At 44.1% G+C, this 23,982-nt stretch carries 20 protein-coding genes and 4 tRNA genes; 13 read left to right on the forward strand and 11 right to left on the reverse strand.

Translation table 11 applies throughout. The annotated features are described in order from the left end of the window. Position 1: 1 nt before the first annotated feature. The 3 genes from amyS to FR741_RS19995 form a co-directional block, all read right to left on the reverse strand. On the reverse strand, positions 2-1,525 hold the full coding sequence (gene amyS / locus FR741_RS19985) for an alpha-amylase (RefSeq protein WP_053808368.1): 1,524 nt from the start codon (positions 1,523-1,525) through the stop codon (positions 2-4). 308 nt (positions 1,526-1,833) lie between these two features. Continuing rightward, a tRNA-Cys gene (locus FR741_RS19990) sits at positions 1,834-1,907 on the reverse strand. Positions 1,908-1,943: 36 nt separating this feature from the next. After that, positions 1,944-2,030, reverse strand: a tRNA-Leu gene (locus tag FR741_RS19995). A 552-nt stretch (positions 2,031-2,582) separates the two neighbouring features. On the opposite strand from FR741_RS19995, the gene FR741_RS20000 reads away from it, so the two are divergent. The 4 genes from FR741_RS20000 to FR741_RS20015 all read left to right on the forward strand — a co-directional run bounded on the left by FR741_RS20000 (position 2,583) and on the right by FR741_RS20015 (position 6,996). Then, positions 2,583-4,214: a methyl-accepting chemotaxis protein gene (locus FR741_RS20000; protein WP_167427540.1), complete on the forward strand. Its 1,632-nt coding sequence runs from the start codon at positions 2,583-2,585 to the stop codon at positions 4,212-4,214. A 199-nt stretch (positions 4,215-4,413) separates the two neighbouring features. After that, positions 4,414-5,643: an alanine racemase gene (alr, locus tag FR741_RS20005; RefSeq protein ID WP_167427541.1), complete on the forward strand. Its 1,230-nt coding sequence runs from the start codon at positions 4,414-4,416 to the stop codon at positions 5,641-5,643. 316 nt (positions 5,644-5,959) lie between these two features. Then, positions 5,960-6,691, forward strand: coding sequence for an AzlC family ABC transporter permease (locus FR741_RS20010; RefSeq protein ID WP_167427542.1), 732 nt, complete (start codon positions 5,960-5,962; stop codon positions 6,689-6,691). After that, entirely contained in the window at positions 6,688-6,996 is a 309-nt protein-coding gene (locus FR741_RS20015; protein ID WP_005396412.1) for an AzlD family protein, read from the forward strand. The genes FR741_RS20010 and FR741_RS20015 overlap by 4 nt, the downstream gene beginning before the upstream one ends. Positions 6,997-7,083: 87 nt before the next feature. On the opposite strand, the gene FR741_RS20020 is transcribed toward FR741_RS20015, so the two are convergent. Beyond that, positions 7,084-7,995 carry a LysR family transcriptional regulator gene (locus FR741_RS20020; protein WP_167427543.1) on the reverse strand — a complete coding sequence of 304 codons (912 nt, stop codon included), beginning with the start codon at positions 7,993-7,995 and terminating at the stop codon, positions 7,084-7,086. Positions 7,996-8,107: 112 nt separating this feature from the next. Between FR741_RS20020 and FR741_RS20025 the strand changes: the two genes are divergently transcribed. The 3 genes from FR741_RS20025 to FR741_RS20035 are packed head-to-tail and all read left to right on the forward strand — an operon-like array spanning position 8,108 to position 10,651. Further along, entirely contained in the window at positions 8,108-9,259 is a 1,152-nt protein-coding gene (locus tag FR741_RS20025; protein ID WP_167427544.1) for an alanine racemase, read from the forward strand. Positions 9,260-9,261: 2 nt separating this feature from the next. Continuing rightward, positions 9,262-10,185 carry an ornithine cyclodeaminase family protein gene (locus FR741_RS20030; RefSeq protein ID WP_167427545.1) on the forward strand — a complete coding sequence of 308 codons (924 nt, stop codon included), beginning with the start codon at positions 9,262-9,264 and terminating at the stop codon, positions 10,183-10,185. Further along, positions 10,178-10,651 carry a GNAT family N-acetyltransferase gene (locus tag FR741_RS20035; protein ID WP_167427546.1) on the forward strand — a complete coding sequence of 158 codons (474 nt, stop codon included), beginning with the start codon at positions 10,178-10,180 and terminating at the stop codon, positions 10,649-10,651. Before FR741_RS20030 ends, FR741_RS20035 begins: the two co-directional genes overlap by 8 nt. 60 nt (positions 10,652-10,711) lie before the next feature. On the opposite strand, the gene dld is transcribed toward FR741_RS20035, so the two are convergent. From dld to FR741_RS20065, 6 genes are all read right to left on the reverse strand, one after another. After that, positions 10,712-12,418, reverse strand: coding sequence for a D-lactate dehydrogenase (gene dld, locus FR741_RS20040; RefSeq protein ID WP_167427547.1), 1,707 nt, complete (start codon positions 12,416-12,418; stop codon positions 10,712-10,714). A 383-nt stretch (positions 12,419-12,801) separates the two neighbouring features. After that, positions 12,802-13,704 carry a LysR family transcriptional regulator gene (locus FR741_RS20045; protein ID WP_167427548.1) on the reverse strand — a complete coding sequence of 301 codons (903 nt, stop codon included), beginning with the start codon at positions 13,702-13,704 and terminating at the stop codon, positions 12,802-12,804. Positions 13,705-13,940: 236 nt separating this feature from the next. Beyond that, a tRNA-Gly gene (locus FR741_RS20050) sits at positions 13,941-14,016 on the reverse strand. A 36-nt stretch (positions 14,017-14,052) separates the two neighbouring features. Next, positions 14,053-14,126 (reverse strand) — tRNA-Cys (locus FR741_RS20055). A 206-nt stretch (positions 14,127-14,332) separates the two neighbouring features. Then, a complete protein-coding gene (viaA, locus tag FR741_RS20060) occupies positions 14,333-15,787 on the reverse strand; it encodes an ATPase RavA stimulator ViaA (RefSeq protein ID WP_012842207.1) in 1,455 nt (484 codons plus the stop codon). Positions 15,788-15,796: 9 nt separating this feature from the next. Continuing rightward, on the reverse strand, positions 15,797-17,458 hold the full coding sequence (locus FR741_RS20065; RefSeq protein WP_005396405.1) for an ATPase RavA domain-containing protein: 1,662 nt from the start codon (positions 17,456-17,458) through the stop codon (positions 15,797-15,799). A 268-nt stretch (positions 17,459-17,726) separates the two neighbouring features. On the opposite strand from FR741_RS20065, the gene FR741_RS20070 reads away from it, so the two are divergent. The 5 genes from FR741_RS20070 to FR741_RS20090 all read left to right on the forward strand — a co-directional run bounded on the left by FR741_RS20070 (position 17,727) and on the right by FR741_RS20090 (position 22,509). Beyond that, positions 17,727-18,242: an NUDIX hydrolase gene (locus tag FR741_RS20070; protein WP_047009230.1), complete on the forward strand. Its 516-nt coding sequence runs from the start codon at positions 17,727-17,729 to the stop codon at positions 18,240-18,242. 22 nt (positions 18,243-18,264) lie between these two features. Beyond that, positions 18,265-19,269 carry a low-specificity L-threonine aldolase gene (ltaE, locus tag FR741_RS20075; protein ID WP_167427549.1) on the forward strand — a complete coding sequence of 335 codons (1,005 nt, stop codon included), beginning with the start codon at positions 18,265-18,267 and terminating at the stop codon, positions 19,267-19,269. Positions 19,270-19,348: 79 nt separating this feature from the next. Continuing rightward, complete coding sequence (locus tag FR741_RS20080) at positions 19,349-19,669, forward strand: c-type cytochrome (protein ID WP_167427550.1); 321 nt, start codon at positions 19,349-19,351, stop codon at positions 19,667-19,669. Positions 19,670-19,872: 203 nt separating this feature from the next. Further along, entirely contained in the window at positions 19,873-21,405 is a 1,533-nt protein-coding gene (gene yfcC, locus FR741_RS20085; protein WP_152814349.1) for a putative basic amino acid antiporter YfcC, read from the forward strand. Positions 21,406-21,513: 108 nt separating this feature from the next. Continuing rightward, positions 21,514-22,509, forward strand: coding sequence for a succinylglutamate desuccinylase/aspartoacylase family protein (locus FR741_RS20090; protein WP_124007977.1), 996 nt, complete (start codon positions 21,514-21,516; stop codon positions 22,507-22,509). Positions 22,510-22,707: 198 nt separating this feature from the next. Here the strand turns inward: FR741_RS20090 and FR741_RS20095 are convergent, their stop codons facing one another. Further along, a complete protein-coding gene (locus FR741_RS20095; RefSeq protein WP_167427551.1) occupies positions 22,708-23,241 on the reverse strand; it encodes a lipocalin family protein in 534 nt (177 codons plus the stop codon). Positions 23,242-23,555: 314 nt separating this feature from the next. Here FR741_RS20095 and FR741_RS20100 point away from each other — a divergent pair, with 314 nt between their 5' ends. Continuing rightward, the gene (locus tag FR741_RS20100; RefSeq protein ID WP_005396397.1) at positions 23,556-23,936 is read left to right on the forward strand and encodes a cystatin family protein; all 381 of its coding nucleotides are present in this window, start codon (positions 23,556-23,558) and stop codon (positions 23,934-23,936) included. Positions 23,937-23,982: the final 46 nt, after the last annotated feature.

Below are 23,982 nucleotides of genomic sequence, written 5' to 3' on the forward strand. Positions count from 1 at the left end.
CTTACTCAACGCTAACCCAAACCGAGACAGATCCACCATTTACAGGGAACTCAGCCCACCCGTTCGCATCTGTCCAAATGTCTTCAGTTCGGATGCCCAACTTGTCGACATAGCGTGTACTTGGCTTGCCCGTATACATCCACTTCGAGCCACCTGGTCCATCGCTCATGATCACTGCCATTGAATGTGGATGTTCTGCATCGCCCTCGCGAGTCCAGCCAATTACATCCCAATGGTCGAGATAAGAATGTTGTTTACCATACGCATAGTCTTTACGCAGTGTTACGAGCTCTTCGATGTAAGGCACTTTGACCATATTGATGTCATGCCCTTTATCACTGTACTGCGCGCCGTAGTAATCTGCATAAAACACAGATGGATAACCTTCTTCACGCAATAAGATAAACGCGTAAGCGAGCGGCTTAAACCACCAATCAACCGTCGACTCCAACGCCTGCAAAGGTTGAGTATCATGGTTTTCTACTAAGGTTACCGCTTTGACTGGATTGTCCTTCATCAGCGTACCATCCATGATTTGACGCATATCGTAGCTACCACCCGATTTAGACGCATTGTAGAAGTTCATATGTAACGGTGCGTCGAATAGAGACATGCTGCCAGAAGTTTTGGTGATAAAGTTATGCAGCTGATTCACATCGTAGTTCCAGTACTCTCCGACCGTGAATAGCTCTTTCCCTGTTTTCCAACGTAGGTGATCAATCCATTCTTGAAGATATTGGTATTTGATGTGCTTCACCGCATCCATTCTAAAGCCATCAACACCAGTCATGTTGATGTACCACTCACCCCAATCTTTCAGTTCTTGTTTAACTTCAGGATGATCCATGTCTAAGTCAGCATACATAAGGTAGTCGTAATTCCCCTTTTCAGAACTGACTTCCCAATCCCATGCCTTACCTTCACCTTTGAATTTAAAAATGGCTTTTTCTTTACCTGCATCGTCCCAGTCCACGCCATCAAAATGGTACCAAGTCCAATGGAAGTTAGAGTACTTGTCGTTGCGTCCAGGGAAATCAAACTCCACCCACGCTTCAATCCATTTATCGCCAAGTTCAATGTTGCGGTTGTTCCAATCTACCCGCTTAGTATCAACCCAAGATTTCCCATCCGCACCACCACGGTGGTTAAACACCACGTCACCATAAACCTGGATATTGTTATTGTGAGCGGCATTGATAGCACTAAGGTACTGATCTTTCGTGCCGTATTTGGTGCGCACTGATCCTTTTTGATCAAACTCCCCCAAGTCGTACATGTCATAAACGCCGTAGCCGACATCATTACTGCCACCCGCTCCTTTGTATGCAGGTGGTAGCCAGAGCGCTGTGAATCCGTTTTCTGCTAGCGTTGGAGCGTTATTTTCCACTTGAGTCCACAGTGTGCCATCGTTAGGCACATACCAATGGAAATACTGCATCATTGTGCCATTCTCAGCAGCCAATGCAGATGAACTTAGCAACAAGGTTAAAGGTAAAATAGTGCGTTTTAATTTAAATGTTTTCATTATTTTTCTCTCACGTTAAGGACTAAAATCCTCCTTTCTGCTCATACACACCAAGCATTGCCAACGGTCACGCTAGCCAAGTTGCTGCCTGTGATACAAAAAGTTCGGATTACAATCGAAGAGAAATTAGCACCAATCACCCTATACAATTATTGAGTTATTTAACATTTATAAAATCAATGGCTAGTGCATTGAAAATATTGAATGGTGATCAAAACATGGGAGGAATTTAGAGAAGCGTGAACGAGTATAGATTGATGGATTTAAAACGAAGAAAGCCAGTCATTTAAGACTGGCTTTCGAAATAGTGGAGGCGCCTCCCGGAGTCGAACCGAGGTCCACGGATTTGCAATCCGCTGCATAGCCACTCTGCCAAGGCGCCTTTCTGATTTTGTATCTCTGTTACCAAAGATTTTGATGGTGCCCCGGGCCGGACTTGAACCGGCACAGCGCGAACGCCGAGGGATTTTAAATCCCTTGTGTCTACCAATTCCACCACCAGGGCAACGCAATCATGCGATGGGTTAGACACCATCTGTCTCAGCGACCTTTGCCGTGAGAACGAGGCGTACTTTAACGGATTAATTTATCTGGTCAACAATAAATTTTATCTTTTTGATTTAAGTGCTTAAAAAGCGATCCAGACGGTACAATTGGCATTCAATTAGGCCAAGAAACACTCGTTAGCTTTCATCAACTCTAAGTCACACACATGTTGATGCCCGTAACTGCTTAGCTTGTAAACGCCTGACTAACGCGGATCGTAGTCACCACTCTCTTCAGCTCTGTAACATCTGTAACAATTGGAGCCCCTACTCTTGGCACTGTTTCACACGAAATATCATATTTTGTTACCGATAACTTTTCATCGAATGTGGTCGTACCTTTATAAAATCATTGACATTTTTTATTTTCAAAAAAAGCTCAATTCATTATCGAAAATATCAATAAATAATGATAGCTTACACTCGTTGCAGTAATTTAATGGACATATATCACATATAAGGACGTGGTTTACTTTGGCGACACACCATAAGAAAAACAAGGTATATCACTAATGTCTATCAAGAATCTTTCTATAGCGAAAAAGATATCGCTATCGTTTTTACTCATTGCCATCGTCAACATTGCGTTTGGCGTGTTTTTATCTACAGAGCTCAAAAGCATTAAATCTGAGCTTTTAAACTATACCGATGATACGCTTCCTGCTATGGAAAGAGTAGATTCGATCCGAGATCACTTGTCTCGCTGGCGCCGTGCTCAGTTTGCGACATACACTTATGAAGACGCAGACCAAATCAGAAACAAAATTGCCAGCAACATTCGCGAACGTGAAAAGATCAGCAAAGAGCTCGATTCTTACGGTGAAACGATTTGGCCAGGTGAAGAGCAACAAACTTACCAGCGCCTTATGCGTCAGTGGAAAAAGTACTTGGTTACTATGGATCAGTACAACGAAGCGATGCGAGCCAACGACAAAAGCAAAGCCCACCCTATTTTGGCGAACTCTTTACCTGCTTTCGAAGCGGTTGACTCTGAGCTCGGTGAACTGATCCGTCTACTTAAAAATGCTATGGACAGTAACAAAACTCATATTCTTTCTTCTGTAAATGGATTGAGTAACTCGTCAATTGCAAGCAACGTGATTATTCTGCTTATCATGGTAGGCATGACGTACGTGCTGACACGCCTTATTTGTGGCCCACTAAAACTTGTTGTCGAGCAAGCAAATGCCATCGCAACAGGTGACCTATCAAACGACATCGATCGTAAAGCCATCGGCAATGACGAGCTAGGTGAGCTGGCAGATGCGACCACTAAGATGCAAGATGACTTGCGCCAAGTTATCGACAACGTGATTGCTGCGGTCACACAGTTAAGCAGTGCAGTAGAAGAGATGAATCAAATCTCCGATATTTCTGCATCTGGTATGAAAGATCAACAACTGCAAATTACACACATTGCTACGGCAATGACAGAAATGAAAGCAGCAGTAGCCGATGTTGCACGTAATACTGAAGATTCAGCGAACCAAGCTAACGAAGCAAACCGTCGTACACAACACGGTGTTCGTGAAACGCAAGGCATGGTTGGCGCGATTCATGAAGTTTCAAACGTAATTGGTGCTGCGGGCGATACTGTGGCAGAGCTTGAACAGCAATCGAATAAAATTAACGTTATTGTTGATGTTATCCGTGACATTGCCGATCAAACCAACCTACTTGCTCTTAATGCAGCCATTGAAGCTGCGCGTGCTGGTGAGTCTGGTCGCGGTTTTGCCGTGGTTGCGGACGAGGTTCGAACGCTTGCAGGCCGTACGCAAGATTCAACCAGCGAAATTACGTCGATCATTGAGCAGCTACAATCGCTTGCAAAAGACGCGAAATCTGCAACAGAACTTTCTAGAACCAGTATCTCAGAATGTGCAGAGCAAGGCATTCAATCAAAACAGCTGATGAGCGACATAGAACACTCGATTTCTGATATCTCAGACATGGGCACCCAAATCGCCACGGCTTGTAACCAGCAAGACTCTGTTGCAGAAGAGCTTAACCGCAGCATTGAAAACATACACTTGGCATCTCAAGAAGTATCACAGGGCTCAGAGCAAACCGCACAGGCTTGTCGTGAGCTAAGCCAGCTGTCAATTTCTCTTAAAGATGTAATGAGCCGCTTTAAACTGAGTTAAACTCAGTGGATACCTTAGTTGATATTGAATCAACCTCGATTTGCGCAAATTGAGTGCAATCACTGAGATATATTTAGGTATATTGAATCATGATCTTCAAAAACGCTCCAAAGCACTACTTGGAGCGTTTTACTTCGTCAGGTACTTTCCCCAAGTACTCAATAACATAACCAATACAAAAAACGCGTACGGAGACTTTATGCGCTTAAATAAAACCTTACTATCACTGACTATCGCTGCTGCAACCGTTGCTCCTGCGATGCAAGCTACTGCTGCCCCCCTTCAAATTAGCAACACTGTAGTAAAAGCAGAGCAAGTTCAAGGCGCTAACGCTTGGCTGGAAATAAACTTAGGTCAATTCCGCGATAATATTGAGCAGTTCAAGTCGCACATGGATGGCAAAACGAAAATCTGCGCCGTGATGAAAGCCGACGCATACGGTAATGGCATCGCGGGCCTGATGCCAACTATTATCGAACAACAAATCCCTTGCGTTGCCGTTGCAAGTAACGCCGAAGCACAGACCGTTCGCGACAGTGGCTTTAAAGGTCAACTTATGCGTGTACGCTCGGCGGATATTGGCGAGATCGAAGCCGCAATCGACTTAAATATTGAAGAGCTGATTGGCACTGCAGAGCAAGCCAAAGCACTGTCTAAGCTAGCAGAGAAAGCGGATAAAGAAATCAAAGTTCACCTTGCTCTTAACGACGGTGGTATGGGACGTAATGGCGTTGATATGACAACAAAAGCGGGCAAGCAAGAAGCGCTAGAAATCGCTCAACAAGCTGGCGTTAATATTGTTGGCATCATGACTCATTTCCCTAACTACAATGCAGACGAAGTTCGTCAAAAGTTATCTTCGTTCAAAGACAGCTCTGCATGGCTGATTAAAGAAGCGGGCCTAAAACGCGAAGATATTTTGCTGCACGTGGCCAACTCTTACACTGCACTTAATGTCCCTGAAGCACAGCTTGATATGGTTCGTCCTGGTGGCGTTTTATACGGTGATCTGCCAACCAACCCTGAGTACCCTTCTATCGTGTCTTTCAAAACACGCGTGGCATCCGTTCACCATCTGCCAAAAAATAGCACTGTCGGTTACGACAGCAGCTACAAAACGAGCAAAGAAAGCCTAATGGCGAACATTCCTGTTGGTTACTCTGATGGCTACCCACGAAAAATGGGCAATACGGCAGAAGTACTGATCAATGGCCAACGAGCAAAAGTGGCAGGTGTTGCTTCAATGAACACCACTATGGTTGATATTACAGGTATCAAAGATGTTGAGCCTGGTTCTGAAGTTGTACTGTTTGGCTCTCAGCAAGGCAAAACGATTTCGGCAGCAGAAATGGAAAAACATGCAGAGGTCATCTTCCCAGAACTATACACGGTTTGGGGTGCTGCGAACCCTCGTGTCTACGTAAAATAAACCCTTTCAGTTGTTCGTAACAGAACGAAAAAGCGAGCCTCGTGCTCGCTTTCCTACTCATATACTAATCTGTAACAATCCGTGCTCTTCTCAATTGAACAGAGCTTGCTATTTGCGTTGCGTTACTTTCCTTGAGCCCTAGCAAATGACAAACCCTCTAAACCCTTCATCTTAAAATCGTTCAGGTATACTTGTTTTTTATATAGCACTTAGTGTTTGAAAGCCCTTTCAATTGATGTTAAACATGAAGTTTACAAAAGAATAACAAACGCATTCATATGGCACTGCCCTTTTTGCCTGCTGGCTAGGTATCTCTATGACAGAAAATACTCAACATCTTCAGCGTTCCTCATCTGAGTTGCACGAATTTACTCGGATCGACGTGTGGAACGGTTTCACCCAACTTTTACCTCTGTCCATGTTTGTGGTCATATTTGGCCTCGCATTCGGTGTTGCCGCCGTACAAACTGGACTAGATGTATTTCCCACTATGTTGATGAGCACACTGGTCTTCGCCGGTGCTTCACAATTTGCCACGCTAGAAATGTGGGGAGCAGAAGTACCTCTGATTCCAGTGCTTATTACTGTATTTGCTATTAATGCTCGTCACCTCTTGATGGGCGCTACGCTTTATCCATGGTTACGACAACTCCCACCGACAAAACGTTACGGCGTAATGCTGGTAGCATCAGACGCAAACTGGGCAATGGCACTCAATGCATTTGGTAGAAAAGAACCAGGTTTTGGTTTGCTTGTTGGTGGCGGCTTAGCGATGTGGTCGTTTTGGATTGTTGGCACCTGGATCGGCATTTATTTTGGTAACGCAATCAAAGATCCGGTGAGCCTCGGACTCGATATGGTTATGGGGTGCTTCCTGCTGTCTATGGTGGTGGCAGGGCCGAAAGACTTAAGGATCTTTGCGATTTGGGCCACAGCAGCAGCCTCTTCTATGTTGGCGTATTGGTATTTACCAGAGAATAGCCACGTAGTGGTTGGCGCCATTACTGGTGGAGTCTTAGGTGCTTGTTGGAAGGAGAAAAAAGCATGAACATCGAAACGAGCGTAGGTGGCACACTGCTTATCATCATCGCTATGGCGTTAGTCACGCTCATAACCCGCTGGGGCGGAGTGTATGTTATGTCATTTATTCCAATTAGCGAACGGGTTCAACGTTTCATCACTGCGATGTCAGGTTCCGTATTAGTTGCCCTTTTAGCCCCACTAGCGGTTGAAGGTGATTACGGTGCTAGAGCAGCACTTTTTTCTACTGCTGTCGTCATGTTCATCGTGAAAAAGCCTCTGCCCGCAATTGCAGCTGGCATCATCGCAGCCGCCGCGGTACGCGCTATTTAACCGTCCTCAGCTAGATAATTACTTAAGCTCACATTCTTCGATTGTGAGCTTAACCGAGCCTTATAAACTAACCATAACAACTTAGTCTCAACTTAACCACGGTGCTTTTTGGCATTGCTCTTTTAGTAGAGATAAAAAGCCAGTGACTCGCGCTGACCTCTCATGCGCAGCAGAACTCACGAGGGCAACAATATCGGCATTTGGAAGCTCGTAATCTGGTAATAATCGCACTAATTTACCACTATCAACCTGTGACTGAATATCCCATTCAGATCGCATGATGATCCCTAAGTCTCTTAAGGCCCAGTCTTTAATCACTCTGCCCTCATTACTTGCAAGTGAAGGACGAATTCGAACATTTTCTATGGCTCCTGAGACTGTATGAGTAAAGCTCCACAACGTGACATCTTCATTATTTTCTCTCAACGCAATACATTGATGATTCTTAAGATCTTGCGGAGTTTCAGGCTGTCCATAACGTGATAAATACTCCGGCGAAGCGCAAACAAAGCGCTTGTTTGGGGCTAAACTCACCATCTTAAGGCTGGAATCCGCCAGGTGACCAATGTAGATGATAATGTCCCATTTATGATGGTTGGCCCAGTTTGGCTTATCTGATAACTCTAGCTCCACTTCTAGGCGCGGATGAGCTTTTTTATACTCACCTAATAAAGGGGCTATCACATCGTTGCCAAAGCCAAGGGGCGCCAATACTCTTAGACGACCACTGACATCCCCTCTGCTTTCATTGAGTTTATCGGTGAGTTCATCCAAATCCTCAAGGATAGAACTACCTGTATCGACTAAAACGCGCCCTTCTTCTGTTAAGCTAACTATGCGCGAAGGCCGTTGAAGTAACTTAAGCGATAGCTTCTTTTCGATATGTTGAATACGCTGAGTGACTGATGGAGGCGTTATATTGAGCGCACGAGCCGCATCTGCCAATGTTCTATGGTTAGAAACTACCACAAGAAATCGAATATCTTCTGTCGTTAACATTAACTTCCAACCTAATGTATAAGTAGATTTTTGTTAATATAATTCAACTTCTTCCTACTTCATAATCATTTCATCAATAGTTAATTTCACTTTGCAAGCTTAGGTAAAAGAAATGATTAAGCATACAGAACACCCTAATTTAGAAAAACAATACAATGCTATTGGCACACCATTTCTCTATTTGGACAAACAAAAATTTTTGAGCAACCTTACTCAAATGCGCAGCCATATGTCGAAACTAGGCACACCACTAAGGCCCCACTTTAAGACAGTAAAATCGTTAGATGCGCTTCCTTACTTAATTGACTCTATAGAGGACCCAATCACTGTATCCACCCTTGAAGAAGCAGAACAGCTTGCCAGTTATGGTTGTAAAAACATTCTCTATGCTGTTGGCATATCAAAAGAAAAGCTATTGCGAGTCGAACTGCTACTGAAACGCGGTATGAGTATTGTGGTTTTACTTGATAGCATGGAACAAGTCGATTTCGTTAACACCTACTGTCAAGAACGTGGGTGTGTCATTAGCTGCCTGATAGAGATTGATTGCGACGGACACCGAGGTGGTGTAAGTGCAGATTCCGAAGCCCTAATCGCAATGTCTAAGAGCTTAGATAAGGGTTTGGCCGATTTTAAAGGGGTGATGCTCCACGCAGGTGAGTCTTACCACAGTAAGTCTCGAGAAGCATTAAACCAATCCGCCAGTAATGAAGTAGCGACTGCACAACTTGCAGCGAAACGCCTCGAGTCGGTTGGGATTTACTGCGAAATAGTCAGCGTGGGGTCTACCCCGACGGCATGTTCATACACAAACACAAGTGGAATCACAGAAGTCAGAGCTGGCGTCTATTCATTGTTTGACTTAGTGATGCATCGACTTGGAGTGTGTACCTTAAACGATATCGCAATCTCAGTAGTAAGTAGTGTTATTGGACACAACAAATCGAGGGGGCAAATATTTGTTGATGCTGGTTGGATGGCTCTTTCTTTAGATAAAGGCCATGACGAACAATGTTATGGCGTGGTTCTCCAACCGAATGGCCAAGAGAATCAACTACTGAAAGTCGTGCAGGTAAATCAAGAGCACGGCATACTCGAAGCGGCTTCTGGGAGCGAGATCGACTTCGAATGTTTTCCCATTGGTTCTAGAGTACACATCGTCCCAAATCATGCATGCTCTACAAGCGCGATGCACAGTAAATACCATGTCTTTGACTTGGTAGAGGGTCAAATTGAGCAATGGCAACGTATTTCAGGGTGGTAAACATGATTTATCTAGATGAAAAAACGACAGCAGCGTTAATTTCTCACGAACTGGCATACAAAGCGGTCAAAGCTGCATTTTCTTCAGTACAAGATCAGCACTCATCAATATTTCCGGTCGTTAACGCATCAGGCCCGGTCGAAGGCTCAATGTTTTCACTCAAATCAGCATGCACAAACCAATTACTTGGTTGGAAAATGGGAAGCTATTGGCCAAACAACAACCAGTTTGGGCGACCAAACCATGGCACTCATATCTTTCTTCTTTCACCGGATACGGGGGAAATGAAAGCCATTTTGTCAGCAAGTTTGGTCAATGCCTACCGAACTGCAGCAGCTGATGCCATCGCTGTTGATCTACTGGCGAGACAAGATTCATCTGTACTTGCGTTATTTGGCACAGGTCATCAAGCTAAATACGAAGCGCTTGCCATTGCAAAAGTTAGGAATCTATCTAAAGTCCTGATTGTTGGTAGAAATCAGACTAACGCCAACCAACTAGCGCAAGAGCTAAGCAAAGAAGGGTTAACAACAGACATCAAATCCGCTCAAGAAGCCTGTGAAAGCGCAGATATTATTGTTACCGTTACAGCGTCCACCGCTCCTTTGTTTGAATCTTCATGGGTAAAACCTGGAACTCATATTTCTGCAATGGGAGCAGATAAAATAGGAAAACAGGAACTTCCACCATCGCTATTTGAGAACACCACCCTCTACTGTGATTATTTATCTCAGTCCAAAACGATTGGTGAGTTCCAGCATGCGCCAGATAAAGAGATCTATCAGATCGGTGACAAGCTTCAATTAAAAGAAAGGAACAAAAACGACATTACTATTTTTGATAGCTCAGGAATTGCCTATCAAGATCTTTATGTTGCGCAAATGGTTTTAGATAAATACCTATCCAAGGAAGATTACCATGAATAACGTTAGCTTTTTAAAAATAAACGGTAACACCATCGATGACATTATCGACCTCTCCGTGGAAGTGTCCCAAAAACACCTCATTGCTAATAACGCAGAATGGCTTGCAGAGGCGAGTTTCAACGACGATAGCGTCAGTTACGGCATTTATTTAGACGACAAGCCAGCAGGGCTCATCTCTCTTATCGATCCAAGACTACTCGACAAGTTCGATGATCACTTTCAAAAGGATCATTTGTACGTGTGGCGCGTCATGATTGACCATCGTTTTCAAGGAAAGGGATTGGGAAATCAAGCGATTAGCTTTAGTAAGCGATACGCTTCCATTATCGGTTTACGAGGCGTGTCCCTGACCACAATGGATAAAGAGGAAGGGAATGCTCTCCATATTTACCAAAAGCTTGGTTTTACCCCAACAGGAAGAAGACTTGATGATGAAATTGAGTTGATTTTTAGCGTCAAAGAGTAAAAAGCCAACCTGGTCGGCCATATAGTGTTCCACCAGGTTGACTTGATGAATATTCAATGCTTATGCACAGCAGTTACAATTGCGCTTATATTTGTCCATTTTGCCAATACCAGGGTTAAAGGTGTTGGTTGGATCTAGCTCGTGGTAAAACTTCTGCAGCGAATTTTCAGCTTCGTACAAGTGACCCACATTATGTTCTGCTGGGTATTTAGCACCACGGCTATTGAGGTGTTCTAACATCAGCTTTTTCATCAACTTCGTGTCGGTCCCTTTTTTGAAAATGTAATCTTGATGGAATACATAACACATAAAGTGACCATAATAGAGCGCTTGAACAAGGTTCTTACTCACCGCTTCCGGTAAAGTTTCTAGCCACTCTTCATCATTACGTCGCAAAGCGATATCAAGTGCAACGATGTCTTCTACGTCTTTTCGGTGAATCGTCTCGTAACGAATTGCTGCACCTGCTGCTGCAAAGCGATGTAAATAAGCTTTTTTACCCTCTTCCGGCGTACACTCGAAGAAATCACAGTCATCTTCAACAGCCCAAACTTCTTTGAGGTATTTTTGTGCCTCAGCAATACCACTATCACTCATTTTTAATACCAGGTGATGCTCATACTTGTCGCGGAAATCCAGCATTCGTTCTGGTAAATGTTGTGGGAACAACTTACTCGCGTAGTACAAAATGGTGTCTGGCAGGTATTTACTAACAAACGGGACGCGCTCTAAGACATTTTCTACTTTAGCTTTAAGTGCAAACATTTTTGGCAGCTTATCTGTGCCTAGCAAGTCGATGGATAAAAAGACGTCTTTGCCGTACTTCTCTGCCATGTTGAAGATATCTCGATGCAAGTATTCTCCCATCTCAGGCAAGTTCTCAAACGTAGATAAGAAATCTTTTCGCAGCTTCGTCAGTTTCGCAGGATCATTGGTGCCAAGGTAAAAAACCTGCTCTTTTTCGGGTACTGGGTAGCTATCAACTCGAACGGCGAAAACACCCAATTTACCAGCGCAGCCACTGGCTTCAAATAAACGACGTTCATCGGCATTAAAGCGAGAAGGAATGTCAGAAGTCACGTCTCGAACACGTTCATCGTATTCTTTGTCTGATGCCATTCGCTCGTCATGAATGATCTTCGCTGGGCCAAAGTTTCCTTCTTGCAGGTTTGTCAGAATTTCTTCTGGCGTTTCACCTAAACCTTCAATACCAAGGTGATTAACCAGGTGTAACTGGCCTTGCTTATCGACCTGCGCATAAATCGCCAACTCCGTGTAAGCAGGACCACGCTTGACTAACGCACCGCCTGAGTTATTGGCGATACCACCAACCACAGTGGCACCTAATGATGAAGAACCGATGATAGAGTGCGGCGCTCGGTTCACCGCCTTCAATTCTTTTTCCAATGAGTGCAAACTTGCACCAGGCAAGCATACCGCCTGCTTACCGCCATCTAATAAGTGAATCTTCTTGATTTTGGTAATATTGATCACAACCACATCACGGTCATAATCATTACCACTTGGAGCTGAGCCTTCTGTTAAACCTGTTTTGGCAGCCTGCATAATAATAATGCAGTTTGCTTCAACGCACTGTTTAATGATCTTCCATTGTTCTACAAGAGTATTAGGAAACACGATAGCAAGCGCAGTGCCACTACCTGAGCGAAAACCCGAGCGGTAGTATTTTGTTTTAACCTCGTCGGTTAGGACATTTTCTTCCCCAACGATAGTTTTAAATTCGTCAATCAGCTGCTTTTGTTTCATATCCGTATCTCTAGTTATTGTACTTCGCTCACATCACCGTTTAGTGACGGTAATGGGCGTTTGAGCCACTATAAGCAGTCCATTTCTCGGCGTCTATGTCAGGCAGGCGAGCAACACTTAACCAATAGACAACAAACAAAATAATTCTTTTATTTTTCTGTCACTTATCTTTCACATTCGGAAAATTTAACGCAAGAAACAGACCGTTTCTTAAAAGAAACAATAGCAAAACCATTTGTTAACAGTTGTGCGCAGCATCTTGTTATCAATATTAGTGATAAAACAAGGAGAAAGCTTAAGCTTCTAAATTTATAAGAATTATTAGAAATGAAGATGGAAACAATAACTCAACACCAACATAACGATTGGTGTGAGTTATTGTCTTAAAATCGATGATTTTGACTTTGAAAGCTGGTGTATAGATGATCAATGAAGATCTTAATTTTTTCTGGTTGTTGACGAGTGTAAGGATACACCGCATAAATACCCAAACATTTGGCGGTTTCGTCTTTGAACAATTGAATCAGGCGGCCTTGCTTTAAGTCTTCATAAACTAAGACACGTGGCACATAGATGATTCCCTGCCCCAACAGTGCGACGTTTCTCAATACCGAAGAGTTGTTGGTACAGAGGTTACCGTCGACTGTAATTTGATACACCTCGTCTCCCTCTTTAAACGCCCACTCACGCGCCCCGGTTTCTTGGTAGGAATAAACCAAACAATTGTGCTTATCCAAGGCTTGAGGTTGCTTAGGAATGCCATGTTTAGCAAGGTATTGAGGTGACGCACAAACAATCCAATTGGCATCCACCAGCTTTCTTGCGATCAGGCTAGAATCTGGCAACACTCCCGTTCGAATGGCCAAATCAAAGCGTTCATTCACAATATCGACAAAACGATTATCAAGATCCATGTCGATATTGATGTCAGGGTATTTCTGATTAAACTCACTGATCACTTGAGGAAGAATTAACTCACCAGAGATAGTGGGTACAGAAACTTTAATGTTTCCAGATAAATTCTTACCTAACCCCACAATGGATTCTTCTGCCGTTGCCACCGCTTGATAAACGGCTTTTGCATGAGTAAAGAACGCTCGCCCTGCCTCCGTCAACGTTAACGTTCGCGTTGTTCGGTAAAGAAGCTGTACACCAAGCTCTTGCTCAAGCTTCGCGATGCGTTTACTGACAACCGATTTGGTCAATGACATGTGTCTTGCTGCAGCACTGAATGAGCCTTGCTCGATCAGGTGATAGAAAATGATGTAATCGTCGGTATTTCTCATGCGTCTTCGTCAAATCCTTTGGAGACCGACATTTTAAACTGATATTGGTCAATCTGCGAAATATCGGGTCACACTTAACAGCATAACTGGTGACAAAAACAAGTGTTATACCCACAGTTCAAGAAATTGGGATGGCGTAAATTTATCAATATTCAGATACAAAAAAACCAGCTTTCGCTGGTTTTAAGTTGATGCACTTGGCATCGAGATACCGCAATTGCCATATCTGAATAATTTGGAGCGACACACGAGGTTCGAACTCGTGGCCTCAACCTTGGCAAGGTTGCGCTCTACCAACTGAGCTAGTGTCGCATTGATTCTCGAAAGCCATTCACTCTCAAAGAATAATGGAGGCGCCTCCCGGAGTCGAACCGAGGTCCACGGATTTGCAATCCGCTGCATAGCCACTCTGCCAAGGCGCCTTTTTTACTTCGCTTCAGGGCTCTTCCCCGTTGCGTTGGTGGCTACTTTACGGATTGAGAGAAGATAGTCAAACAAAAATCTTTCATTTTCTGTTTGTTTGATTTCTTTTAAGCCAATTAGACCAAAGTTCGATCTTATCGGCTTAAAACGAAGCAATATAAATCTAGCTTTCTGTACGTTTTACTCAATAGAATTTCAATGTCACTTAGTAATTACCGACCCGTTTAAGCAACCTGCCCACAACATTAGGATGATAAGACCACGTGTGATCAAACATCGACATCAATGCCGGGTTTCCGTATTTAGATAGGCTGATCGCGTGAAAACGGTTTTTCTTCGCTTTAAGCGCATCCACTTTGGCAAGCAACTCGTCTTGTTGTTTTGGCGCGATAAAGTCGGAAATGACCACCATATCGGCATTTTTGTACTTATCACCGCTCATCAAGTCGATAGATTTGATCAAAGTTGGCTCTAAGTCTGTACCACCATGGAAGCTATAAGTTAAAAAGTCCGCCGCCTCGCGCAGACCATCTTGTTTGGTTAGCTCGTACGTAATGTGTTCCGTCGAAAAAATTATGACATAGCAATCACGTTGCTCCGCTAATGCAATTTGCATCAGCGCATAAGCCATGGCTTTGGCGCATTGCTCAGGAAACCCGCTCATTGAGCCGGACGCGTCCACACACACAATAAACGGTCCTTTTTCGATATCTACCGCTTTGTTGTCAGGTCGGTGAGCTTTAACTTTACGTAACGTGCGCGATTTGCCCTGTGTACGGTAGTTCATAAGTCGTTTATCGACTAAGTGTTTATAGAACACGACCTCGAGTTCAGGATACGCCAAAAACATCGTTTCGTTGGGAAGTAGCTTATTTAAATCATCGCTTTCGTGAATGCCGACAATATCATCTGTCGCTTCATCACTCTTCTCTTCGATCATTTGTAGCTCTTCGGTAGGCGCGCGGTTAAGTTCGGGATCATTCACTTGCCCCGCCATACGACCAAGTTGCTCGGCTATTTCTTGCAAGCCTTGGTGCTTCTTCAGAAACTCCGCATGGCGTTTCATCACTGTTAAGTCAGTTTTGCTCAACTTGGCAGATGCCATATCCCATAAGCGCCCGACACTTTCAGCATCACCCGACTCCGTGACCTTATCCATATTACGCATGGTCTCCATACGCTGATACAGGTCATTCAGCACTTTCTCTTTATTGGCCTCAAGCTCGCTTACTTGCGCTTGCTTAATCGCATCGGCTAGGCTTTGGTACCATTGATCACAGAAGTAATGTGGGAACATGGGATTATTCATCCCCTTGTTCTTCTCCATCATTCGGCGAGCCTGCATATAAAAAGCGGAGTGCCACTCAAGCTTTTTAATCACATCTTCGATGTTTTCGAAAAACGCCTCTTCATCCCAGTGAATGACCTCTTGATATAAAGACAGCTCTTGTTGGAAACGCTCTGTCTCACATACCTTGGTAATCCGTTTTTTAACACTGCCTCGCCACTTTAATAAGTGGCCTTTGACTGAAGATTTAACGCCTCGGTTTTCCGCCATCATCATGACTTGTGAACGCGCCATTAAATCATTAACTGCGCTATCGATGATGCCAGAGTCGGCTACCATCAGCGCGAGGTTAAGTCCGTCTGCACCTAGCATGTCGTCTCCTTATGAGAAAAACTGATGTAAGTTTTTAAAGCGTTGGATAACTTTCTCGCTTTCAGCTTGGATAGACTCAAGTCTCTGACTGACCTGCTGAAGACTCGACTCCATTAGGCGTGGTAGTTCCGGATCAACAAAGCTATGCGGAAGCGCATCATGGAAATTCGCTTTTACCTTGCGCATATGGTGCTCTGCTTCACTGAGTTGATTTACGGCTTTTTCACTCTGCGTTAACCACTTTTGGTAAAGCTCTACATCCAAGCCCTCTTGAGTCACTAAGCTCACCAGAATGCCTCGGTTTGCGATATCACGGATAACTAGGTTATTTGCGGCATCAACATCAAATCGTAAACGACACATGTTGGTGTTTTGATTGACGTAGCCATACACATCACCGTGTCCTTCTTTGATGACTCGGTCTAGCTCATCTTTTGGCACGTAAACCCAGCGGCTATCGCCTTTCTCTGACTCTGAAACCGACATGTTGCTTTGCAAAATAACCAGTTTAACTAAGTTAACGGCTGCGCCAACTTTGTAGGTCTTAGCTTTAGAGGTATCAAAACGCATGGTTTCTTTGCGCAGAATACCCGTTGCCGCTTCAGACGTTAACGTCATGCGGTAGGCATCTTCAAGCTCATGCTGAACATCGACCAAAGACTCGCGACAGTATTCAATTTCCTGTTCGGCGTCTTGTTGGTCAAATGCATGTTTTAGGGCGAACTCTTGGACCACTTCGCGTACCACGTCTCGCGATTCAGGGCTGTTCCATAAACAATCTTGCAGCAACAGTAGATCAAGTGGGTTGATTTCATCGCGTCCATTAAAAAACGCGCTCGCTTTTAGCAATTTCACGGCTTTCTTCCAGCGGCGGTCAGACACATACATGTCGGTATTAGCGACATCGCCAAACTGAGCTTCGACTTTGCTTTCTAACATCGTTTTAAGCTGGAAAAGCTTCTCGAATGCATTATCGGTTAACGTCAGCTTGTCGAGCTGCTGTTGCCATTGATGATATTCTTCATCTGTTATTGCTAGCCCTTCTGGCACTTGTGCCTCTTGTGACGTGCCTACCGTCAACATCGACTTAAAGTTTTGTTTATTCTGAATTCGATTCACAAACACGCGCACCAACATGCGGTCATAGAGTGCATCCAAACCACTGTCTTCATCTGGCAGTTCATTGGACGCCGATACCAACAAACGCATTGGCACACGCTCAATATCGCTGCCATTTTTGAACGTTTTCTCATTGACCACTGTCAGCAATGTATTCAGAATGGCGGGGCCCGCCTTCCAGATTTCATCTAAAAATACGACTTGTGCGGTTGGCAAATACCCTTTAGTTAAGCGAACATAACGACCGTTATCTTTGAGTTCTTGAATACTCAGTGGCCCAAAAACTTCTTCAGGTGTTGAGAATCGAGTCATCAGGTATTCAAAGTAACTGCTATTATCGAACGCTTGGATAAGTCGCTTGGCAATTAAGCTTTTTGCAATGCCAGGTGGGCCTAAAAGAAAAACACTTTCACCAGCAAGTGCCGCAAGGAGGCAGAGCTTGATGGTATGTTCGCGTTCATAAACGCCATCCGTTAACGCTTTAGCCAACTTGTTGATGCGTTCTGAGAGAAGCGCTTTTTCGGCATTTGAGGCAAATAAGGTTTGTGTCATACGTTCTCCGGCTGCTGAACTGGTATTGCGTTAACATTTTTATACACTTGTTATAACTTTGTTACAAATGTATTTTGTTGAATTCCCCTTATAGCAGATGCTTACCCCCTTCTTTAGCCAGCAATCAAAGTTTCCATTTATGAGATACAGCTCACTGAAAGTGCAAACGCTTTCGTCGTGTTGCAACATTTTTTGCTTTTGTTTCCCACCATTTGTGGTTAATGTCGAAAAACGTCAAAATGCGGTAACAGCTAGGGTTAATAACTGCATGAGCAAAATAATTCATAAATGGAAGCAAATTTCTCTGATTGAAGAAGAGGTTATGCTTCCTACAGGACAGGCAATTACGCACACCACAATCCATCATCCGGGCGCTGCGGTGATTCTCCCTATTACAACGGAAGGTGAGGTAGTCCTTGTCCATCAATTTCGCCCTTCACTTAATAAATGGCTTTTGGAGCTTCCTGCTGGTACAAGAGAAGGCAATGAAGACCCTCTCTGCTGCGCGAAAAGAGAGCTAGAAGAAGAAACGGGCTATAGTGCAGAAAAATTCACTTCTCTCGGCCAAGTCACTCCCCTTGCCGGATTTTGTGATGAGATACAGTACCTATTTGTTGCTGAGAAGCTCAGCCAAACCAACCGTTACGAATGTGATGAAGATGAAGTGATTGAGGTTGTTACCTTGTCACTCCAACAACTCGAAGACAAGATTATTGATGGCACAATTACCGATGCCAAAACGATCGCTTGTTTAAGCAAAGCGCGCCTTTGCGGATATATTTAGGACTTTGACCAAGGAGACATTCATGGATTTTCGATCAGATACCGTTACACAGCCTACCCAAGCCATGCGAGAGGCCATGTTTAAGGCCCCCGTTGGGGATGATGTTTATGGTGATGACCCTACGGTCAATGAGCTTGAGGAGTTTGCCGCAAAGCTTGCAGGATTCGAAGCGGCTTTGTTTACCACTTCAGGCACGCAAGCCAATCTGCTCGGCCTAATGGCGCATTGTGAACGCGGAGATGAATATCTGTGTGGGCAGCAAGCACATAACTACAAGTACGAAGCTGGCGGCGCAGCAGTACTTGGGTCAATTCAACCTCAACCAGTCGAAAATAACCCAGATGGCACACTCCCATTTGATAAACTGGCAGCGGCGATTAAGCCAGATGATTGTCACTTTGCTCGTACCAAGCTGCTCAGCTTAGAAAACACGATTAATGGCAAAGTGCTGCCCCTGTCTTACTTAGCAGAAGCTCGTGACTTCGTGAATAAACATAACTTGCAGATGCATCTCGACGGCGCAAGAGTATTCAATGCAGCGGTTGCTTTAGATGTTCCGGTAAAAGAAATCGGTCAGTATTTTGATTCAATGACGATTTGTCTGTCGAAAGGTTTGGCTGCCCCTGTTGGTTCGTTACTGCTTGGTAGCAAAGAGTACATCGCAAAAGCACGTCGCTTAAGAAAGATGGTCGGCGGTGGTATGCGTCAAGCGGGTATTCTTGCCGCAGCTGGCAAACTTGCCCTTACCGAACAAGTGGAACAGCTAAAACAAGATCATGTCAACGCAAAAAATTTAGCAGAAGGTTTAGCAGAACTGCCTGGCTTTTCAGTCAACCCTGATTTTGTTCAAACGAACATCGTGTTCGCGAAGCTTGATCCTCAAGTGGACATAGTAAGTATCGCTGCAAAACTGAAGGAACAAAATATTACAATAACACCTGGAAACCCCATTCGTTTCGTGACTCATAAAGACATTTCAGCGCAAGATATCGACAATTTCTTATCAAGCATTAAATCTCTGCTTTAGTTTGATTTTGATCATTGCGCTTCCCCTAAGGGGAAGCTTTATTGTATCGATATGACTTTTTAGCGAATAGACAATCTTCATGTTCAGATTTGTAATTCTAACCTCTCTTATTTTCTCTTCCGCTAGCCATGCCGCGCCTTTTGGTGATGCTGATAAAGGTAAAATCAAATCCCCTAGCTGCGTCTATTGTCATGGTGCAACAGGCGTCGCAGGTAATGATGCCTATCCAAATCTTGCAGGTCAAAATGCCCAGTATCTATACGATGCGATGAAGTCTTACCAAGCAGGCGAACGTAAAGGGCCGCTTGCCGAAATGATGGGCGCACAATTAAGAATGTTAAATGATGAGGATCTTCGTGATGTCGCTGCATTTTATGCAGAACAGACGCAAGACAAATGATTTATTTATCTCGGCTCACAACAAGAGCTTGTGAGCCCTCGACCCGAGCCAAAACATTTAACCAAACTTTGCTTGTAAAATAATCACAATGACTTCACTTCAAATATTTGATGAATTTATAGTTCAATATTTCCATTAATATTGACTTTTTATTCTGGTTTATTGATATTTCATGCTTCATTGAATTTAACGTGAAGTAAGTTATGTCTCACACACATGCGCAACCAACGGACTCGGTTGCTACACCCAAATCATGGCAGATGCCAGATACCCTCATTTTGATCTTCATTGTTGGTATTCTCGCTGCGATTCTTACCTACTTAATTCCTGCTGGCCATTTTGACAGTCAGCAAGTGACTTATATGGTCGATGGTGCAGAAAAAACTCGCACGGTTATCGATCCATCTTCTTTCTCTTATGCAACCGACGAAAACGGTGAATTGGTTTACAACAAGGTTGGCCTGTTTGCTTCTGGTGGTGGCATTGGTCTCATGAACTTCCCTTTCGAAGGGCTAGTTTCAGGCTCTAAATGGGGCAGCGCGATCGGCGTGATTATGTTCATGTTGGTTATCGGTGGTGCTTTCGGCGTTGTAATGCGAACAGGCACCATCGACAACGGTATCTTGCGCCTTATCGATAAGACCAAAGGTAACGAAGCGCTATTCATTCCAGTGCTATTTTTGCTGTTCTCTCTGGGCGGTGCGGTATTTGGTATGGGTGAAGAAGCCGTAGCATTTGCGATTATTATCGCTCCGCTTATGGTTCGCCTTGGTTATGATGGTATCACTACGGTAATGGTGACCTATGTTGCGACTCAAATTGGCTTCGCTACTTCTTGGATGAACCCTTTCTCCGTCGCTATTGCACAAGGCATTGCGGGTGTACCTGTTTTATCCGGCATGACTGTGCGCATGGGGTTATGGGTTGGCTTTACGTTAATCGGTATCGCTTTCACAATGCTCTACGCCGCTCGAGTGAAGTCAAACCCAGAACTTTCTTACAGTCACCGCACAGACAAATACTTCCGTCAGCAAGAGCTTGGCAATCAAGATTCTCGTTGGAATATCGGCGATACACTCGTCATTCTTACGGTCATCGCGACCACAGTATGGGTTGTTTGGGGCGTAGTCGCTAACGCATGGTACATCCCAGAAATCGCTTCTCAATTTTTCACTATGGGCTTTGTTGTCGCGATCATCGGTACGATTTTTCGCTTAAACGGTATGACGCTCAACTGCGCAGCCGATGCGTTTAAAGAGGGGGCGGCTATTATGCTTGCTCCTGCTCTATTGGTTGGTTGTGCGAAAGGTGTGTTACTTATCCTAGGTGGCGGTACGACCGATGAAGCGAGTGTACTGAATTCTATTCTGAACAGTGCTGGCGGCGTGATCAGTGGGCTTCCTGACGTAGCTGCGGCATGGTTAATGTATGTATTCCAATCTATCTTCAACTTCTTCGTTACTTCCGGATCTGGACAAGCGGCACTGACGATGCCTTTATTAGCGCCATTGGCGGATATTGCAGGTGTCACACGCCAAGTTGCCGTTTTGTCATTCCAACTTGGAGATGGTTTTACCAACGTTATCGTCCCTACTTCAGCATCCTTGATGGCAACACTTGGTGTCTGCCGCATCGACTGGGGTGACTGGGCAAAATTCTGCTGGCGATTTATCCTATTACTCTTTACCCTGTCGAGTGTCGTCGTTATCGCAGCTCACATAATGGGGTTTGCGTAAAACGAAATCAATTGGCACAAGGCGAGACACGTTCTCGCCTTATTAATACTCTTCGTATGGCGACGTTAAGGTTTTAGATTGGCTTATGGTTTTGGAGTGGTAACTTTAATGGCAACACAACTTCTCGATGACATGATTCAAGGTCATCAAGTGATTCAATCTCTCAATGTAGCAGACCTAGGTCCGGGTGAGCATAAGTTTTGGTTCCGCATCGCAACCAACGCGCTCTCTCAGTGGCAACATCTTCCTGTTTTAGTATTCAAAGGTGAAAAACCTGGCAAGAAAATCATGATCACCGCAGGGGTTCATGGTGATGAATATAATGGTGTGTTAGCAGCGCAGAAGACCGCTAGAGAACTCATTGGCACTGAAGTCGCTGGTACTGTCACGATTGTTCCAACCATTAACATGCCAGGTATGCTAAACCACAGCCGCGATTTCTATTCCGCAGACCCGGATGCGTCTCCTGCAAACTTAAACCGCTTTTTCCCTGGTGACCAAAACGGCAATGAGGCACAACGCTACTTATATGCATTGTGGAATGATCTGCTCAAGCCAAATGCTGATTTAGCCATTGACCTTCACACTCAAACCAGTGGTGCGGCCTACCCACTATACGTGTTTGCAGACTTCCGAATTGAGCAATCATTAGAAATGGCTCGTCTCATTAATCCTGATGCGATTTTAAATGATCCCGGAGATGCTGGCGTCCTTGAAACCGTTTGGAATAACCATGGTGTCCCAAGCATTACGGTTGAAGTGGGTATGGGGCGCTACACAGAGCAAAAACTCATTAGTCGAACCGTATCAGGCATTTTAAATGTGTTGAAGCAGCATAACGTCGTAGAAGGTGAGATAGAGCCTATCACTTCATGCTTGGAAGGAAACGAGATCGTCAGTGTGAAAGCGACACATGGCGGGTTTGTACTACCTCATGTCGGTTTGATGGATTTTGTCGAGCAAGGCCAACTGGTTGCGATTCAATACGACAGCTTTGGCACTGAAGTTGAGCGCTACACCGCCCCTACAAGTGGTACAGTGCTCAGCCACAATGTGGAATCTATTCGGGCGCCTGGCTCTCTGATCGTTCGTTTGATTAAGTAAACCATAACCGTTTGTCGATAGATCTACCTTTCGACGCTCACTCAAATTTATATAAGCCCCATCACGAGTAATCACAAATGATGGGGCTATATTTTTGACCACATGAGGTTACAAGGTAACAAAAATATTCCAAGCAAAACTCAAAACCGCGAGACAGAAACTTCGCTTCTGTTGATTTTAGAAGTCACATTGATGAACTTAAAACTGTCGTCCACTCTCTTGATCAACGAGAATTAGCTCATCTAACGCGAAACCTTTCTCTTTAGCAACCTGCTTAAAACGCTCCAGGATTTTCTCATCAACGTTGGGTGTTCTAGACAATAGCCACAAGTAATCGTGGTTGTAACCAGAGACAAACGCATAGTCATAGTTTTCACCTAGCTCAAACACAATGTAAGAAGAATAGATTGGCCCAAAAAAGGAGACTTTTAAGTGCGCAACCGTTTCGTCTTCAACAAAATAAGCTTTACCTTCAGCTTCGGACCACTGTTGATCTTCTTCTGAATATCCGCGGTTTGTCACCTTAACCCCACCATCCTCGCGAAGCCGATAATCGGCCGTAACGTTGGATAGACCACGCTCAAACGAATGATCGAGCCGTGCGATTTCGTACCACTTGCCTAGATAAGGCTCTAAATCAAAATTGTTAACTGGCTCCACCCCATCAGGTTTAGAGGTACAGCCAAATAAAGTAACAAGTGATAAAAGTAATAATGTTTCTAGCGATTTCATACAACACCTAAATTTGATTTAGTGATTGATTTTACTGTAGAAGGTAGCAAATCGATCACTAAGTCGCACTACTGTCCCAAAGGTACGTAGCTACACATCACAGTTCTTCATTATCAATAGCATGCTGAACACCAAAACCTCGTTATGTCAACAATTCCCTAACAATATTGTTCTATGTTTTACTTACAAGTTGGTCATACTTGTATATTTTGTCAGCATTTAACCGTATGCATATAGAAACTTTGCACAATATAGACATACGCTGTCATATCCCCCTCCTATAATACGTCGCGATATAGACAGAGGTTATTGTTATGAAATTAAAAACAGTGTCAGTTTGTGCACTTTTGGTATTGCTTGCAGGTTGCCAGCAGGAAAACCCAAGCCAAGCGACACAATTAACAACCTCGGCAGATGTATGTAATACACAAGGAAACATGCCAGGTGGGTGGAATGAGTTTAATGCTACCCCTGATGCACAAAAGGCAATGGCTTTTGTTTTGAAAAGAATGGACACAATAGCGTCGTTCAAACAAATACTGAACGTTCACGCGCAAATCGTTAGCGGCGTCAACTATGCCATTGAGTTTGAATTGGATGATGGCTCTATTTGGAATACAGTTGTTTATCGCAACCTAGATGGTGAGTATGCGATTACCCAGTCGCCAAAAGAAGGCCACTTTTGCGAACAGTAGCAATTAAGTAAGAAAGCCCCTAGATAGGGGCTTTGGGTTTTGTGAT

The organism is Vibrio diabolicus (genome assembly GCF_011801455.1).
In the GTDB taxonomy this organism is placed as follows: Bacteria; Pseudomonadota; Gammaproteobacteria; order Enterobacterales; family Vibrionaceae; genus Vibrio; species Vibrio diabolicus.

Coding starts and splice junctions, on each gene's coding strand:
- amyS (WP_053808368.1), bottom strand. CDS start 1,525: ATGAAAACATTTAAATTAAAACGCACTATTTTACCTTTAACCTTGTTG.
- FR741_RS20000 (WP_167427540.1), top strand. CDS start 2,583: ATGTCTATCAAGAATCTTTCTATAGCGAAAAAGATATCGCTATCGTTT.
- alr (WP_167427541.1), top strand. CDS start 4,414: ATGCGCTTAAATAAAACCTTACTATCACTGACTATCGCTGCTGCAACC.
- FR741_RS20010 (WP_167427542.1), top strand. CDS start 5,960: ATGACAGAAAATACTCAACATCTTCAGCGTTCCTCATCTGAGTTGCAC.
- FR741_RS20015 (WP_005396412.1), top strand. CDS start 6,688: ATGAACATCGAAACGAGCGTAGGTGGCACACTGCTTATCATCATCGCT.
- FR741_RS20020 (WP_167427543.1), bottom strand. CDS start 7,995: ATGTTAACGACAGAAGATATTCGATTTCTTGTGGTAGTTTCTAACCAT.
- FR741_RS20025 (WP_167427544.1), top strand. CDS start 8,108: ATGATTAAGCATACAGAACACCCTAATTTAGAAAAACAATACAATGCT.
- FR741_RS20030 (WP_167427545.1), top strand. CDS start 9,262: ATGATTTATCTAGATGAAAAAACGACAGCAGCGTTAATTTCTCACGAA.
- FR741_RS20035 (WP_167427546.1), top strand. CDS start 10,178: ATGAATAACGTTAGCTTTTTAAAAATAAACGGTAACACCATCGATGAC.
- dld (WP_167427547.1), bottom strand. CDS start 12,418: ATGAAACAAAAGCAGCTGATTGACGAATTTAAAACTATCGTTGGGGAA.
- FR741_RS20045 (WP_167427548.1), bottom strand. CDS start 13,704: ATGAGAAATACCGACGATTACATCATTTTCTATCACCTGATCGAGCAA.
- viaA (WP_012842207.1), bottom strand. CDS start 15,787: ATGCTAGGTGCAGACGGACTTAACCTCGCGCTGATGGTAGCCGACTCT.
- FR741_RS20065 (WP_005396405.1), bottom strand. CDS start 17,458: ATGACACAAACCTTATTTGCCTCAAATGCCGAAAAAGCGCTTCTCTCA.
- FR741_RS20070 (WP_047009230.1), top strand. CDS start 17,727: ATGAGCAAAATAATTCATAAATGGAAGCAAATTTCTCTGATTGAAGAA.
- ltaE (WP_167427549.1), top strand. CDS start 18,265: ATGGATTTTCGATCAGATACCGTTACACAGCCTACCCAAGCCATGCGA.
- FR741_RS20080 (WP_167427550.1), top strand. CDS start 19,349: ATGTTCAGATTTGTAATTCTAACCTCTCTTATTTTCTCTTCCGCTAGC.
- yfcC (WP_152814349.1), top strand. CDS start 19,873: ATGTCTCACACACATGCGCAACCAACGGACTCGGTTGCTACACCCAAA.
- FR741_RS20090 (WP_124007977.1), top strand. CDS start 21,514: ATGGCAACACAACTTCTCGATGACATGATTCAAGGTCATCAAGTGATT.
- FR741_RS20095 (WP_167427551.1), bottom strand. CDS start 23,241: ATGAAATCGCTAGAAACATTATTACTTTTATCACTTGTTACTTTATTT.
- FR741_RS20100 (WP_005396397.1), top strand. CDS start 23,556: ATGAAATTAAAAACAGTGTCAGTTTGTGCACTTTTGGTATTGCTTGCA.